This window comes from Ectothiorhodospira shaposhnikovii, assembly GCF_047222355.1.
Classification (GTDB): domain Bacteria; phylum Pseudomonadota; class Gammaproteobacteria; order Ectothiorhodospirales; family Ectothiorhodospiraceae; genus Ectothiorhodospira.
On sequence record NZ_CP178333.1, the window covers coordinates 2,325,640 to 2,341,370 of the forward strand.

A 15,731-nucleotide genomic window follows, 5' to 3' on the forward strand; every position below is an offset into this window, starting at 1 on the left:
CCATGACCCGAGTCGATTTTTACACCATCAAGAGCGACCAGCCCCAGGCCCGCCTGGCCATCACCTGCCGGCTGATCCAAAAGGCCTTCGGGCTGGGGCACCGGGTGCACGTGCACACCGGCTCCCCCGGCCTGTCACGGCAACTGGATGAGCTGCTGTGGACCTTCCGGGACGATGCCTTCATCCCCCACGGGATCAACCCCCAGGATCCGGACATGCCGGTGAGCATCGGCCATGACCGGGTCCCACCCACGGCCCGGGATCTGCTGCTGAACCTGGCCGACACCGTGCCCGAAGGCTACGAAGGCTTTGCCCGGGTGGCGGAAATCGTCAACGAGGACCCCGTGGTGAAACAGGCCGGGCGCGACCGTTTCCGCTACTACCGGGAACACGGCTGCGACCTGCACCACCACCCGCTGGGATGACCACTCCCACCGAAAAGCATCATATAATCCGCCACTTTCGCCCGCACCCAGACACAGGCACCATGGACAAGACTTACGACCCCCACGCCATCGAGCAAGCCATCTACCAGGAATGGGAGGGCCGCGGCTGGTTCGCTCCCGCGGGCGAGGGCACGCCCTACTGCATCATGCTGCCGCCGCCCAACGTCACCGGCACCCTGCACATGGGGCACGCCTTCCAGGACACCCTGATGGATACCCTCATCCGCTACCACCGGATGCGGGGCGACAACACCCTCTGGCAGGGCGGCACCGACCATGCGGGCATCGCCACCCAGATGGTGGTGGAACGCCAGCTGGCCCGGAACGGCCAGTCCCGCCATGATCTGGGCCGGGAGGCATTCCTCGACAAGGTCTGGGAATGGCGGGACCACTCCGGCAACCAGATTCAGCAACAGCTGCGTCGCCTGGGCACCTCCATCGACTGGCACCGGGAGCGTTTCACCATGGATGCCGGCCTGTCTCGGGCGGTGACCGAGGTCTTCGTGCGCCTGTACGAGGAAGGCCTGATCTATCGCGGCAAGCGCCTGGTGAACTGGGACCCGGTGCTGCACACCGCCGTTTCCGACCTGGAGGTCATCTCCGAGGAAGAACAGGGCAAGCTCTGGCACCTGCGCTACCCCCTGAGCGACGGCTCCGGTCATCTGGTGGTGGCCACCACCCGCCCGGAAACCATGCTGGGGGATACCGCCGTGGCGGTGAATCCGGAGGATGAGCGCTATCGCCACCTCATCGGCAAAACCGTCACCCTGCCCCTCACCGGCCGCGAGATCCCCGTGATCGCCGACGACTACGTGGACCCGGAATTCGGTTCCGGCTGCGTGAAGATCACCCCCGCCCACGATTTCAACGACTACGCCGTGGGCAGCCGGCACGATCTGCCCATGATCAACATCTTCACCGTGGATGCCCGCATCAACGATGCCGCGCCCGAAGCCTACCGCGGCCTGGATCGCTTCGATGCCCGTCGGCAGATCATCGCCGACCTGGAGGCCCAGGGCCTGCTGGAGCGCATCGACGATCACAAGCTCATGGTGCCCCGGGGTGACCGCAGCGGTGCCGTCATCGAACCCTTCCTCACCGACCAGTGGTACGTGAAGGCCGCGCCCCTGGCCGAACCCGCCATCCGGGCGGTGGAGGACGGCCGCATCCGCTTCGTGCCCGAGAACTGGAGCAAGACCTACTTCGAGTGGATGCGCAACATCGAGGACTGGTGCATCTCCCGCCAGATCTGGTGGGGTCACCGCATCCCCGCCTGGTACGACGAGGCCGGCAACATCTACGTGGGCGAGGACGAGGCCGCCGTGCGCCGCAAGCACCGGCTGGGGGACGAGGTACGCCTGACCCAGGACCCGGACGTACTGGATACCTGGTTCAGCTCCGCCCTGTGGCCCTTCTCCACCCTGGGCTGGCCGGAGCAGACCCCGGAACTCAAGACTTTCTACCCCACTGCGGTACTGGTCACCGGCTTTGACATCATCTTCTTCTGGGTGGCCCGCATGATCATGATGGGCCTCAAGTTCATGGGCGACGTGCCGTTCCGGGAAGTCTACGTCACCGGCCTGATCCGTGATGCGGAAGGCCAGAAGATGTCCAAGTCCAAGGGCAACGTGCTCGACCCCATCGACCTCATCGACGGCATCAGCCTGGAAGACCTGCTGGCCAAGCGCACCACCGGGCTGATGCAGCCGCAGATGGAAAAGCGCATCGCCCAGGCCACCAAAAAACAGTTCCCCGACGGCATCCCCGCGTTTGGCACCGACGCCCTGCGCTTCACCCTGGCGGCCCTGGCCTCCAGCGGCCGGGACATCAAGTTCGACCTGGGCCGCATCGAAGGCTACCGCAACTTCTGCAACAAGCTGTGGAACGCCGCCCGCTATGTGCTCATGAACACCGAGGGCCAGGACACAGGCCTTTGCGGCGGCGCGGTGGAACTGTCCCTGGCGGATCGCTGGATCACCTCCCGTCTGCAGGACACCATCGCCGAGACCCATCGCCAACTGGGGGAATACCGCTTCGACCTGGCGGCCAAGGCCCTGTACGAGTTCACCTGGTACGACTACTGCGACTGGTACCTGGAGCTGTGCAAGCCGGTGCTCACCGGCGAGGACAGCAGCGAGGCCGCCCGCCGCGGCACCCGCCGTACCCTGGTGCAAGTCCTGGAAACCCTGCTGCGCCTGATGCACCCGGTGATGCCCTTCATCACCGAGGCCATCTGGCGCCAGGTGGCCCCGCTGGCCGGCGTGACCGGCGACACCCTCATGCACCGCCCCTACCCGGTGGTGGAGGAAGCCCTGAAGGATGCCGGCGCGGAACAGGAAATCGAGTGGGTGAAGACCTTCATCCTGGGCATGCGCCGCATCCGCGCCGAGATGGACATCTCCCCCGGCAAGCCCCTGCCGGTGCTGCTGGACAACTGGAAACCGGAAGACCAGGCCCGCTTCACCGCCAACCAGGGCTTCATCCGGTTCCTGGCCAGGCCCGAGTCGGTACAGTGGCTGGAAGGCACCGAGGCCCCGGAATCCGCCATGACCCTGGTGGGTGAAATGCGCCTTTTGATCCCCCTGGCGGGCCTGATCGACAAGGACGCGGAAATCGCCCGTCTGGAAAAGGAGATCGCCAAGGTGCAGAAGAACCTGGCCCAGTGCGAGGGCAAGCTCGCCAACGCGGGCTTCGTGGAGCGTGCCCCGGCCGAAGTCGTGGCCAAGGAGCGGGAGCGGGTGGCCGAAATGGCAACGACCCTGCGGGAACTGGAAACCCAGCTGGAGAAGATCCGGCGGCTGTGAGGCCGTCGCGCCGAAAAACCCCCTCTCCCGCCTGCGGGAGAGGGGCTGGGGTGAGGGCCTCAAAAAGCCCAAAACCTGTCATATTCCCTACAATCCCCCGCGCATCCTGTGCCCTGCCCCGGCAATTCCGTCATATTAACAGGCACTTACAAATCCATAGAAACTGGCTCGCTCCTTGCTTGATACTCAGCACAATACCGATTCAAGGAGCCCGTTCGTGACCCGTCCCAATCTCCACCCCGACGCCGCCAACGCCCGCTACATCAGCTTCAAGGACCTGGATTGCGACGGCAACGCCCGCCGGGTCATGAGCCTGATCGAGGAATACACCGCCGATCCGGCCCAACAGTCTCCCTTCTGGGACTACTTCCTGGGCAAACGCAACCCGAAATCCGGCCCCAAACCGGACGACCTGTTCCTGATCCACGCCAACATCAACCAGATCCGCGAACTGTTCGAGGCATGCGGCGATGAAGACGCCCAGGCCCTGCTCACCTGGGTGGAGGAGGCCTGCTGCTGAAACATCCCTGCCCTCCCGGAAAGGTCAGGAGTTCAAGATCGTATAGACTGCAGGCCTGCCTGGAAAAACACCTGCGCCGATACCCCGTCCCCCCGCGCTCTTTGAGAGGCTGTCTTTTCGTCACCTCATATGAAGGCAAGCCCAGCCAAGGATTCTAGAACACGAAAAACCATTTTCAAGACAAAAGCATACTGAGTTGATTCAGGGCAATCTCTCCGCACGGGGAATCCCGATCGCCCTTGAAACAGTACCTGGGGCATCTAGCCTATATGACACAGCGTCATGAGCTTATGGCGCCTGCAAGCCTCTTCCCCGCGGATGCCGTTTCCGCGCCCGATGGTTCATGGATGAGGGGTGCTCCATGGCCTTGTCTCGACAGCAGATCTCCGCCGTCACCATGAATACCATGGCCTTCACCGTGTGCTTCGCGGTGTGGACCATGTTCTCGGTGATCGGTGTCCCCATCCAGCAGGAACTGGGACTGACCGACACGCAGTTCGGCATTCTGGTGGCTACTCCCATCCTCACCGGTGCCCTGATCCGCCTGCCCCTGGGCATGCTCACCGACCGCTTCGGTGGGCGGATCGTGTTCACCCTGCTCATGCTGTCCACCATTGTTCCAGTATGGATAGTGTCCACCCTGGAGCAATATTGGGCCATGCTCGTTGCCGGGCTGTTCGTGGGCGTGGCCGGCGGCTCCTTTGCGGTGGGCATCTCCGCCACCGCCCGCTGGTTCGACCGTCGACACCAAGGGTTTGCGATGGGCATCTTCGGTGCCGGCAACGCCGGTGCCGCGGTGACCAAATTTGTGGCCCCGACCCTGGTGGTGATCTACGGCTGGACCATGGTGCCCAAGGTCTACGCGATCTTGATGACCATCATGGCCCTGCTCTACTGGCTGCTCACCTACCGGGAACCCAGGGAACACCTGGCCCCCAAGACCATCACCATCCGTGAACAGCTCTCCGCACTCAAGGATCCCAAGGTCTGGAAGTACTGCCAGTACTACTCCCTGGTTTTCGGTGGCTATGTGGGTGTATCGCTGTGGATGACCCGCTACTACATCAGTGAATACGGCGTCGGGATCCAACTGGCCGCCCTGCTGGCGGCCATCTTCGTGCTGCCCTCCGGGGTAATACGGGCCGCCGGAGGCTGGCTTTCCGACCGTTTCGGTCCCCACCGGGTCACCTGGTGGGTCATGTGGTCCAGCCTGATCTGTCTGTTCTTCATGGCCTATCCCGAAACCCGCATGGTGATCCCCCGCACCGACGGCGAGGCATGGGATGTGACCCTCAAGTTGGACATGTGGGTGTTCACCGCCTTGCTGTTCGTCGTCGGCATCGCCTGGGGCGTGGGAAAGGCCTCCGTGTTCAAGTACATCTCCAACGAATACCCGAACAACATCGGCGTCATCTCCGGCACCGTCGGCCTGGTGGGTGGTCTAGGCGGTTTTCTGCTGCCCATCATGTTCGGTGTCCTGGTGGACATCTTCAAGTTCAACGAGATCGTCTGGTGGCTCTGCTTCGGCGTCACCGCCGTCTCCCTGATCTGGATGTGGTGGACCGAACGCAAACCCATGGCGACAAGCACTGCCGAAAGGCACTCACCCCCCCGGACAGACACACAACCGGACCAGGCATGAACCTCGGGAGATCAAGTCATGGCTGCCGACATCAAGGAATGGAATGTGGAAGACAAGGCCTTCTGGGACTCCCGGGGCCGACGGATCGCCAACCGAAATCTCTGGATCTCCATACCCAATCTGCTCTGTGCCTTCGCCATCTGGACCATGTGGGGCATGATCACGGTGCAGATGATCAACCTGGGTTTTCCTTTTGAACCCGCCGAACTCTTCGCCCTGACCGCCATCGCCGGTCTCACCGGCGCCACCCTGCGCATCCCCGCATCGTTCATGATTCGCCTGGCGGGCGGACGCAATACCCTGTTCCTGACCTCGGCACTGCTGATCCTGCCGGCCCTGGGCGCCGGTCTGGCCCTGCAAAGCCAGGATACCCCGTTATGGGCATTCCAGTTGCTGGCCTTCCTGTCGGGCATCGGAGGCGGCAATTTTGCCGCCTCCATGAGCAACATCAGCACCTTCTTCCCCAAGAGCCGTCAGGGGCTGGCCCTGGGCATGAATGCCGGTCTGGGCAACTTCGGCGTCACCACCACCCAGATCCTGATACCGGTGGTCATGACCGTGGGCCTATTCGGCTTCATCGGCGCCGGGGGATCCATGACCCTGCTGTCCGACAGCGGGACCCTCATCGGGCGTATCCCCGCCGGCACCGAGACCTGGATCCAGAATGCCGGTTTCATCTGGGTGGTGATCCTCGCCCCCCTGGTCATGGCCGCCTGGTTCGGCATGAACAACCTGCGCCCCATCACCCCCGAGCCGGGGCACCCACTGGCGGCCTTCAGTCGCATTCTGGGGCTGTATGCCATCGGTTTTGTCACCGCCGGGATCGGGCTGTGGCTCTATCTGCCGCCTCCCACGGGGCTCGGCATCCTCAACATGTGGCTGGCCATGCTGCTCATCATCCTGCTCACCCTGGGACTGATGCGGGCCACGCCGGGGCGGATCGGCCAGAACTCGGCCCGCCAGTTCGCCATTTTCAAGGACAGGCACACCTGGTCCATGACGATCCTCTACATCGTCACTTTCGGTTCCTTCATCGGGTTTTCCATGGCCTTGCCCCTGTCCATCACGGTGATCTTCGGCTTCAGTGCCGTGGAGATCGACGGCGTGATGGTGCGGGTGGCCAATCCCAATGCACCCTCGGCCATGACCTATGCCTGGATGGGGCCCTTCGTCGGTGCCCTGGTACGCCCGGTCGGCGGCTGGATCTCGGACAGGATGGGCGGGTCCATCGTCACCCAGATCATCGCCGGGGTGATGGTGGCGGCCTCGGTGGCTGCAGGCTACATCATGATGCTGGCCTATCAGTCACCCACGCCGGAACAGTATTTCCTGCCCTTTTTGCTGCTGTTCATCCTGATCTTCGCCGCCACCGGCATCGGTAACGGTTCCACCTTCCGCAGCATCGGCATCATCTTCAACCGTGAACAGGCCGGTCCGGTACTGGGCTGGACCTCGGCGGTGGCCGCCTACGGCGCCTTCGTCGCCCCGATGGTGATCGGTGAGCAGATCCGCGCCGGCACCCCCGAGAATGCCATGTACGGCTTCGCCGTCTTCTATGCCCTGTGCATGGTGCTCAACTGGTGGTTCTACCTGCGTCGCAACGCCTATGTGAAGAATCCTTGAAAGCCATGGACGCTTCACAGCAATGGGCCGATGAACGCCATCACGGCATCGGCCACAGGAGGAATATCCCATGAGTCATTTGCTGGACAGGCTGACCTTTTTCAAGAAAGTCGAAAGCACGTTTTCCGAAGGACACGGCAGCGTGACCCGGGAAGACCGGCGCTGGGAAGACGGTTATCGCAAACGCTGGCAACATGACAAGGTGGTGCGCTCCACCCACGGCGTCAATTGCACCGGATCCTGCAGCTGGAAGGTCTATGTCAAGAACGGTCTGGTGACCTGGGAGGTCCAGCAGACGGATTACCCGCAAACCCGTGCCGAGTTGCCCAATCATGAGCCCCGCGGCTGTGCCCGCGGCGCCAGTTACTCCTGGTACCTTTACAGCGCCAACCGGGTGAAATACCCACTGATCCGCAGCCGCCTGCTGCAGCTCTGGCGTAAAGCCCTGGCGGAGCATGCCGATCCGGTGGAGGCCTGGCGCAGCATCGTGGAAGATCCCGACAAGGCCCGAGCCTACAAGACCGCCCGCGGCATGGGCGGCTTTGTCCGCAGCCGCTGGGAGGAAGTGAACACCCTGATCGCCGCCGCCAACATCTACACCATCAAGGCCTACGGCCCCGACCGCATCTACGGCTTCTCCCCCATCCCCGCCATGTCCATGGTGTCCTACGCGGCGGGCTCCCGTTATTTGTCCCTCATCGGCGGTGCCTGCGGCAGCTTCTACGACTGGTACTGCGACCTGCCCCCCTCCTCGCCCCAGACCTGGGGTGAACAGACGGATGTGCCGGAATCCGCAGACTGGTACAACGCCGGCTTCCTGATGATGTGGGGCTCCAATGTTCCCCAGACCCGTACCCCGGATGCCCACTTCATGACCGAGGCGCGCTACCGCGGCACCAAGATCGTCGTGGTCTGTCCGGACTACTCCGAGGCCTCCAAGTTCGCCGACCTGTGGCTGCATCCCAAGCAGGGCACGGACGCGGCACTGGCCATGGCCATGGGCCATGTGATCATGAAGGAATTCCACCTGGACAATCCCAGTGATTATTTCACCGGGTATGTCCGGGAAAAGACCGACATGCCCTGTCTGGTGATGCTCGAATCCCGGGGAGACCATCATGTGGCCGGTCGCATGCTGCGGGCCGCGGATCTCAAGGGCGGCCTGGGCCAGGACAACAACCCGGAATGGAAGACCCTGGCCTATGACGCGGCAGGAAAAACACTGGTGGTACCCAACGGCTCCATCGGCTTTCGCTGGGGTGAAAAGGGTCCGGGGGCGGGGCGCTGGAACCTGGAACCCAAGGATGCCGCCAGCGGTGAGGACGTCACCCTGGCCCTGACCCTGATCAATGACCGGGAAGACGTCGCGGCGGTGGCCTTCCCCTACTTCGGCGGCTCCCGTCATCCCCATTTCACCCATACCGACCACGACCCGATCCAGGTCCGTCACGTCCCCGTCAAGCGGGTGAAACTGGCCAACGGCGACGAGGCCCTGGTGGCCACGGTGTTCGATCTGAGTTGCGCCAACTACGGCATCGATCGAGGCCTTGGGGGTGAAAACGTAGCGTCCAGCTATGATGACGATATCCCCTACACCCCCGCCTGGCAGGAGCGCATCACCGGCGTGAAGCGGGATCAGGTCATCACCGTGGCCCGGCAGTTCGCTCAGAACGCCCACCGGACCCACGGCCGCTCCATGGTCATCATCGGCGCGGCGATGAACCACTGGTACCACATGGACATGAACTACCGGGGCATCATCAACATGCTGATGATGTGCGGCTGCATCGGCCGGAGCGGCGGCGGCTGGTCCCACTATGTGGGCCAGGAAAAGCTCCGCCCGCAAACCGGCTGGCTACCGCTGGCCTTTGCCCTGGACTGGCATCGTCCGCCCCGCCACATGAACAGCACGTCCTTCTTCTACATCCACTCCAGCCAGTGGCGTCATGAAAAGCTGTCCATGCGCGAGATCCTCTCCCCCCTGGCTTCCGACCAGGACTGGACCGGCACCCAGATCGACTACAACCTGCGTGCCGTTCGCATGGGCTGGCTGCCCAGCGCCCCGCAACTGTCGAAAAACCCGCTGGAGATCTGCCGTGACGCCCAGGCGGCCGGCAGGAGCAGCGCCGACCATGTGGTGGAACAGCTCAAGTCCGGGGAACTGGGTTTTGCCTTCGAGGATCCGGACAACCCGGCCAATGTGCCTCGCAACCTCTTCGTCTGGCGCTCCAATCTGCTGGGTGCCTCCGCCAAGGGTCATGAATATATGCTCAAGTACCTGCTGGGCACCCGCCACGGCATCCTGCAGGAAGACCATCCGGATCACCCGATGGAGCGTCCGGAAGAAGTCACCTGGCGGGATGTCCCCATGGAGGGCAAGCTGGACCTGCTGGTGACCCTGGACTTTCGCATGTCCACCACCTGCATGTACTCGGACATCGTCCTGCCCACGGCCACCTGGTACGAAAAGCACGATCTCAATACCTCGGACATGCATCCCTTCATCCACCCGCTGACCGCCGCGGTGGACCCGGCCTGGGAATCCCGAACGGACTGGGACATCTTCAAGGGCATTGCCAAACGCTTCTCGGAGGTCTGCCAGGGACATCTGGGGGTGGAAAAGGACATTGTCACCCTGCCCCTGCTCCACGACACCCCCACCGAACTGGGTCAGCCCCTGAGCGTGGCCGACTGGAAGCGGGGAGAATGCGATCCGGTGCCGGGCAAGACCCTCCCGGCGCTGGTGGAAGTGGAGCGGGATTATCCGTCCACCTATCGCAAGTTCACCGCCCTGGGTCCCCTCATGACCAAGGCCGGCAACGGCGGCAAGGGAATCCAGTGGAACACCGAAGCAGAAGTGGCGGCACTGGGCGATCTGAACCTGCGGGTCGAGGAGCCCGGCGTGAGCCAGGGCATGCCCAGGATCGAAACGGATATCCAGGCGGCCGAGACGGTGCTCATGCTGGCACCGGAAACCAACGGTCATGTGGCCGTGAAGGCCTGGAAGGCCCTGTCACGGATCACCGGCCGGGATCACACCCATCTGGCCCGGCCCAAGGAGCACGAAAAGATCCGCTTCGCGGATATCGTTGCCCAACCCCGCAAGATCATCTCCTCCCCCACCTGGTCGGGGCTGGAGGACGAGAAGGTGTCCTACAACGCCGGCTACACCAACGTCCACGAACTGATCCCGTGGCGCACACTCACGGGGCGCCAGCACTTCTACCAGGATCACCCCTGGATGCGGGCCTTCGGAGAACCCCTGTGCGTGTATCGACCACCGGTGGACATGAAGACCATCGATTGCCTGGGAGACCAATACGGCGACGGCAGTCCCCAGGTGGTACTGAACTTCATCACCCCTCACCAGAAATGGGGTATCCACAGCACCTATACCGACAACCTGCTCATGCTCACCCTGTCCCGAGGCGGTCCCATCATCTGGATGAGCGAGGTGGATGCCCAAAAGGCCGGCATCGAGGACAACGACTGGATCGACGCCTTCAATGCCAACGGTGCCATCGCCGCCCGGGCCGTGGTCAGTCAGCGGGTACCGGAAGGCATGTGCATGATGTACCACGCACAGGAAAAGATCGTGAATACCCCGGGATCCGTACTCACCGGCACCCGTGGTGGCATTCACAACTCGGTCACCCGCACCGTGCTCAAGCCCACCCACATGATCGGTGGTTATGCCCAGCTCAGCTACGGCTTCAACTACTACGGCACGGTGGGGGCCAACCGGGATGATTTTGTCATCATCCGCAAGATGCGTCGGGTGAACTGGATGGATCAGGCCACCGGGATACCACAGCCCGAGCAGGAGGATCGCTGAAATGAAGATACGTGCCCAGATCGCCATGGTCCTGAATCTGGACAAGTGCATCGGATGCCACACCTGTTCGGTGACCTGCAAGAACGTGTGGACGTCCCGGGACGGCATGGAATACGCCTGGTTCAACAATGTGGAAACCAAACCGGGGATCGGCTACCCCAGGGAATGGGAAAACCAGGGGCGCTGGAAGGGAGGCTGGCATCGGCGCCGGGACGGCGGCATCGTCCCGGCGATGGGCGCCCGCTGGAAGGTGCTGTCCAATATCTTTGCCAATCCGGATATGCCCCAGATCGACGAGTACTACGAGCCCTGGGACTATCACTATGCGAATCTGCAAAACGCGCCCGAGTCCGGGACCATGCCGATGGCCAGACCCTACTCGGCCATCACCGGCCTGACCATGGACAAGATCGAATGGGGGCCCAACTGGGAGGAGATCCTGGGCACCGAGTTCAGCAAACGCTCCCGGGACTACAACTTTGATCAGGTGCAAAAGGACATGTACGGGGCCTTTGAAAACACCTTCATGATGTATCTGCCCCGCCTGTGCGAACACTGCCTGAACCCTGCCTGCGTGGCCGTCTGCCCCAGCGGCGCCCTCTACAAGCGCGAGGAAGACGGCATTGTCCTCATCGACCAGGATAAATGCCGGGGCTGGCGCATGTGCGTCTCCGGCTGTCCCTACAAGAAGATCTACTACAACTGGCATACCGGCAAATCGGAGAAGTGCATCTTCTGCTACCCTCGCATCGAAAACGGTCAGCCCACCGTGTGTGCCGAAACCTGTGTCGGCCGCATCCGCTATCTGGGGGTACTGCTCTACGACGCCGACCGCATCGGTGAGATCGCCGCCACCGAAAGCCACGCGGACCTCTACCAAGCTCAGCTGGACATGTTCCTGGATCCGGAAGATCCCGACATCCAGACCCTGGCGCGCCGGGAAGGGATTCCCGAATCCTGGCTGGAGGCCGCCCGTCGCTCGCCGATCTACAAGCTCGCCATGGACTGGCAGATCGCTTTCCCCCTGCACCCGGAGTACCGCACCCTGCCCATGGTCTGGTATGTGCCGCCCTTGTCGCCCATTCAGTCTGCCTGCGAATCCGGTGCCCTGGGCCACAACGGCATCATCCCTGATGTCGAAACCCTGCGCATCCCGATGCGCTACCTGGCCAACCTGCTTACGGGCGGCAACGAGGCCCCCGTGACCCTGGCACTCAAACGCATGCTGGCCATGCGGGCCTGGATGCGCAGCAAGACCGTGGAAGGCAGACCGGAGCCGGAGGCCCTGGAGGTGGCCCAACTGACTGAATCCCAGGTGGATGCCATGTACCGTCTCCTGGCCCTCGCCAACTACGAGGATCGCTACGTCATCCCCACCAGTCACCGGGAATATGCCGACACCCTCTACGACGCCCTCGGCGAACGCGGTGGTTGCGGCTTCAGCTTCGGCAACGGCTGTGCCGATGGAGCCAGTAGTCACAACCTGTTCGGCAACAAGCCGCTCACGGATCGCCGCATGCCGCCGATCAAGGTTGAGCCACCCCGCTCATGACAGGAGCAAGACCCATGCAAAAGACACTCAAGCTCATCTCCTGTCTGCTGTGCTACCCCGACGAGGCGCTGCAGCAAGCCATGGGGACCCTGACATCCATCATCGATCAGGAGGGGGCCATTCCCCCGGCGCGGCGGGAGGCGCTGCGGACATTCATGGACGACTACCTGCATACGGACCTGTACGCACTGCAGGAACGCTATGTGGCGTTGTTCGATCGGGGGCGTGCACTGTCCCTGCATCTATTCGAACACGTGCATGGCGAGTCCCGGGACCGGGGACAGGCCATGGTGGACCTGATGGACCTGTATGAACGCCATGGCATGAAGCTGGATGCCAGGGAACTACCCGACTATCTGCCGTTGTTCCTGGAGTTCCTCTCCGTCCTGCCGCCGGATCAGGCACGCTCGCTGCTGGGTGATGCCCTGCCCGTGATCACGCTGGTGGGGGCCAGGCTGGAAAAACGCAACAGCCCCTACCACGTGTTGTTCCAGGCCCTGGAAACCTTGACCGAGGCACGCGAGGATCTGCGGGACATTCGGAACCAGGCGGCCACGGAAGGTCCGGATGAGAGTCTGGTGAACATGGACAGGGCATGGGAGGAAGAGGCCGTGAGATTCATGGGCGCCGCCCCCTGCGGGAATCAGGACACCCGCCACGAGCACCCCCTGGTGCAACGACCGTATCCCGGGCACCGCGTGACTGCGTTATCGATCGACTCTGGAGGACGGCAGTGATGAACTACATGCACGAACTCATATTCGGTTACTATCCCTACGTGGCCCTGAGTGTCTTCCTGCTGGGCTCCCTGATCCGTTTCGAGCGGGATCAGTTCACCTGGAAGAGTCAGTCCAGTCAGTTTCTGCGCACCGCCAACATGCGTCTGGCCAGCAACCTCTTTCATGTAGGCATCCTGCTGCTGTTCTTCGGCCACCTGTTCGGCCTGCTGACGCCACCCGCGGTCTACCATGCCCTGGGCCTGTCCACCGAAACCAAGCAGTTGCTGGCCATCATTGTCGGCGGCATTTTCGGCATCATCTGCTTCATTGGTCTGACCATGCTGCTGCACCGGCGTCTTACCGACCCGCGCATCCAGGCCACCAGTAGCAGGGCGGACAACTTCATCCTGATCCTGCTCTACGTACAACTGATCCTGGGCCTCATTACCCTGCCCATCTCCATGACGCACCTGGATGGCGCCAACATGGTCGCACTGGCAAGCTGGGCCCAGCACATCGTCACGTTCCAGTCGGGCGCCGCCGCCCTGATCGCCGATACCAACTGGATCTTCAAGCTCCACATTTTCCTGGGACTCACCCTCTTCCTGGTGTTTCCCTTCACCCGTCTGGTCCATGTCTGGAGTGCACCGGTATCGTACCTGGGACGGACCTATCAGCTGGTACGCAAACGCTGACAACCGCCGGTCTCGCCCTTGGAGCCCAGCACCAAGAACTGGTCAGAGCGGGCGCGGCGCCACTCTGTGCGCCATTCATCAAGCGACGCATAGCCGTTGGCTGCCAGATCGAACTGCGCACGAAATCGCTTGCGGCGGCGCTCCTTGATCGAGGCGATCTTGCCCTTGAGGTGGATGGCGGTGGCATTGAACTGCCGCGCCGTGAGTCCGATTTCAAGAGCCTGTTAGGCCACCACGCCCAACTCACGCAGATAATCATCGTAGGTACCATTGAAATCCGTCACGCCGTTTTCGTTCAGCTCGATGATGCGTGTTGCCAGGCTGGAAACGAACTCCCGGTCATGGCTGACGAAAATCAGCGTGCCGGGGTAGTTCTCCAGGGCCAGGTTCAGCGCCTCGATGGATTCCATGTCCAGGTGGTTGGTCGGTTCGTCCATGATCATCACGTTGGGTTTCTGCAGGATCAGCTTGCCGAACAGCATACGGCCCTGCTCGCCACCGGAAATCACCTTGACCGATTTAAGGATGTCATCGTTGGAAAACAGCATGCGGCCCAGGGTGCCGCGCACCAACTGGTCGCCGCCGAGGGTCCACTGCGCCATCCAGTCGATCAGGGTCTCGTCGTTCTTGAAGTCGTCGGCGTGTTCCTGGGCAAAATAGCCCAGATCAGCGCTTTCAGCCCATTTGACCGTGCCGGTCATCGGTGGCAGTTCATTCACCAGGGTGCGTAGCAATGTCGTCTTGCCGATGCCGTTGGGGCCGATGATCGCCACGCGCTCACCGGCCTCGATGTGCAGACTCAGGTTCTTGAACAGCGGCTCGCCGTCGAAACCCTGGCTGACCTTGTCGAGGATCACGGCCTGACGGTGCAGCTTCCTGTACTGATCGAAACGGATGAACGGACTGACCCGACTCGAAGGCTTCACCTCATCCAGCTGGATCTTCTCGATCTGCCTGGCGCGGCTGGTGGCCTGCCTGGACTTGGAGGCGTTGGCCGAAAAGCGGCTGACGAAGGTCTGCAACTCGGCGATCTGCGCCTTTTTCTTCGCGTTGTCGGACAGCAGACGCTCGCGGGCCTGAGTGGCGGCCGTCATGTATTCATCGTAGTTGCCGGGGAACAGGCGCAGTTCACCGAAGTCCAGATCCGCCATGTGCGTGCAGACGCTGTTGAGAAAATGGCGATCATGGGAAATGATGATCATGGTGCTGTTACGCGAGGTCAGAATGCCTTCCAGCCAGCGGATGGTGTTGATATCCAGATGGTTGGTCGGCTCGTCCAGCAGCAGCACTTCCGGATCGGAAAACAGCGCCTGGGCCAGCAGGACGCGCAGCTTCCAGCCGGGCGCGACCTCGCTCATGGGCCCGCTGTGCTGTGCCAGCGGAATACCCAGGCCGAGCAGCAGCTCACCGGCACGGGCTTCGGCGGTATATCCGTCCATTTCGGCAAATTCGGTTTCCAGTTCGGCCACCTTCATGCCGTCTTCTTCGCTCATTTCCGCCAGGGAATAGATGCGGTCGCGCTCGGCACGCGTCTTCCACAGCGCCTCGTGCCCCATGATCACGGTGTCCAGCACGCTGTACTTTTCATAGGCGAACTGATCCTGGCGCAGCTTGCCCAGACGCACGTTCGGCTCAAGCATCACCTGGCCGCTGGAAGGTTCGAGATCGCCCCCCAGGATCTTCATGAAGGTGGACTTGCCCGAGCCGTTGGCGCCGATCAGGCCGTAGCGGTTACCCCCGCCGAACTTGACGGATACGTTTTCGAAGAGGGGCTTGGCCCCGAACTGCATGGTGATATTGGCGGTGGAAATCAAAAGAAAGTCCTGCGGGAAAAGGATGGTGTCGCCGTCGAACGGCGATGAGGGCCCGAAAACCGGATCCGGCATGGTACGGGC

Annotated in this window: 10 protein-coding genes; 9 read left to right on the top strand and 1 reads right to left on the bottom strand. The window is 62.4% G+C overall.

What is annotated here, in order from left to right:
• The first annotated feature begins 2 nt into the window (after positions 1-2).
• The 9 genes from ACLF6L_RS10550 to narI all read left to right on the top strand — a co-directional run bounded on the left by ACLF6L_RS10550 (position 3) and on the right by narI (position 13,836).
• A complete protein-coding gene (locus ACLF6L_RS10550) occupies positions 3-425 on the top strand; it encodes a DNA polymerase III subunit chi (RefSeq protein WP_008931579.1) in 423 nt (140 codons plus the stop codon).
• Between the two features lie 62 nt (positions 426-487).
• Complete coding sequence (locus tag ACLF6L_RS10555) at positions 488-3,250, top strand: valine--tRNA ligase (protein ID WP_238616041.1); 2,763 nt, start codon at positions 488-490, stop codon at positions 3,248-3,250.
• A gap of 217 nt (positions 3,251-3,467) precedes the next feature.
• Complete coding sequence (gene cowN / locus ACLF6L_RS10560; RefSeq protein ID WP_238616040.1) at positions 3,468-3,770, top strand: N(2)-fixation sustaining protein CowN; 303 nt, start codon at positions 3,468-3,470, stop codon at positions 3,768-3,770.
• A 361-nt stretch (positions 3,771-4,131) separates the two neighbouring features.
• On the top strand, positions 4,132-5,412 hold the full coding sequence (locus tag ACLF6L_RS10565) for an MFS transporter (protein WP_412851649.1): 1,281 nt from the start codon (positions 4,132-4,134) through the stop codon (positions 5,410-5,412).
• An 18-nt stretch (positions 5,413-5,430) separates the two neighbouring features.
• Positions 5,431-7,035 carry an antiporter gene (locus ACLF6L_RS10570; protein ID WP_238616038.1) on the top strand — a complete coding sequence of 535 codons (1,605 nt, stop codon included), beginning with the start codon at positions 5,431-5,433 and terminating at the stop codon, positions 7,033-7,035.
• Positions 7,036-7,105: 70 nt separating this feature from the next.
• Positions 7,106-10,870 (top strand): nitrate reductase subunit alpha, encoded by a 3,765-nt coding sequence (locus ACLF6L_RS10575; protein WP_412851650.1) that lies wholly within the window; start codon positions 7,106-7,108, stop codon positions 10,868-10,870.
• 1 nt (position 10,871) lies between these two features.
• Complete coding sequence (gene narH / locus ACLF6L_RS10580; RefSeq protein ID WP_238616036.1) at positions 10,872-12,422, top strand: nitrate reductase subunit beta; 1,551 nt, start codon at positions 10,872-10,874, stop codon at positions 12,420-12,422.
• 14 nt (positions 12,423-12,436) lie between these two features.
• Complete coding sequence (gene narJ / locus ACLF6L_RS10585; RefSeq protein WP_412851651.1) at positions 12,437-13,159, top strand: nitrate reductase molybdenum cofactor assembly chaperone; 723 nt, start codon at positions 12,437-12,439, stop codon at positions 13,157-13,159.
• Complete coding sequence (narI, locus tag ACLF6L_RS10590) at positions 13,159-13,836, top strand: respiratory nitrate reductase subunit gamma (protein WP_238616034.1); 678 nt, start codon at positions 13,159-13,161, stop codon at positions 13,834-13,836. Before narJ ends, narI begins: the two co-directional genes overlap by 1 nt.
• 224 nt (positions 13,837-14,060) lie before the next feature.
• Here the strand turns inward: narI and ACLF6L_RS10595 are convergent, their stop codons facing one another.
• The gene (locus ACLF6L_RS10595; protein WP_412851652.1) at positions 14,061-15,722 is read right to left on the bottom strand and encodes an ABC-F family ATPase; all 1,662 of its coding nucleotides are present in this window, start codon (positions 15,720-15,722) and stop codon (positions 14,061-14,063) included.
• Positions 15,723-15,731: the final 9 nt, after the last annotated feature.

Bases quoted from the DNA above. Each gene is read 5' to 3' on its own strand.
- ACLF6L_RS10575 (WP_412851650.1), top strand. From the start codon at position 7,106: ATGAGTCATTTGCTGGACAGGCTGACCTTTTTCAAGAAAGTCGAAAGC.
- narH (WP_238616036.1), top strand. From the start codon at position 10,872: ATGAAGATACGTGCCCAGATCGCCATGGTCCTGAATCTGGACAAGTGC.
- ACLF6L_RS10565 (WP_412851649.1), top strand. From the start codon at position 4,132: ATGGCCTTGTCTCGACAGCAGATCTCCGCCGTCACCATGAATACCATG.
- ACLF6L_RS10595 (WP_412851652.1), bottom strand. From the start codon at position 15,722: ATGCCGGATCCGGTTTTCGGGCCCTCATCGCCGTTCGACGGCGACACC.
- narJ (WP_412851651.1), top strand. From the start codon at position 12,437: ATGCAAAAGACACTCAAGCTCATCTCCTGTCTGCTGTGCTACCCCGAC.
- ACLF6L_RS10550 (WP_008931579.1), top strand. From the start codon at position 3: ATGACCCGAGTCGATTTTTACACCATCAAGAGCGACCAGCCCCAGGCC.
- ACLF6L_RS10555 (WP_238616041.1), top strand. From the start codon at position 488: ATGGACAAGACTTACGACCCCCACGCCATCGAGCAAGCCATCTACCAG.
- narI (WP_238616034.1), top strand. From the start codon at position 13,159: ATGAACTACATGCACGAACTCATATTCGGTTACTATCCCTACGTGGCC.
- ACLF6L_RS10570 (WP_238616038.1), top strand. From the start codon at position 5,431: ATGGCTGCCGACATCAAGGAATGGAATGTGGAAGACAAGGCCTTCTGG.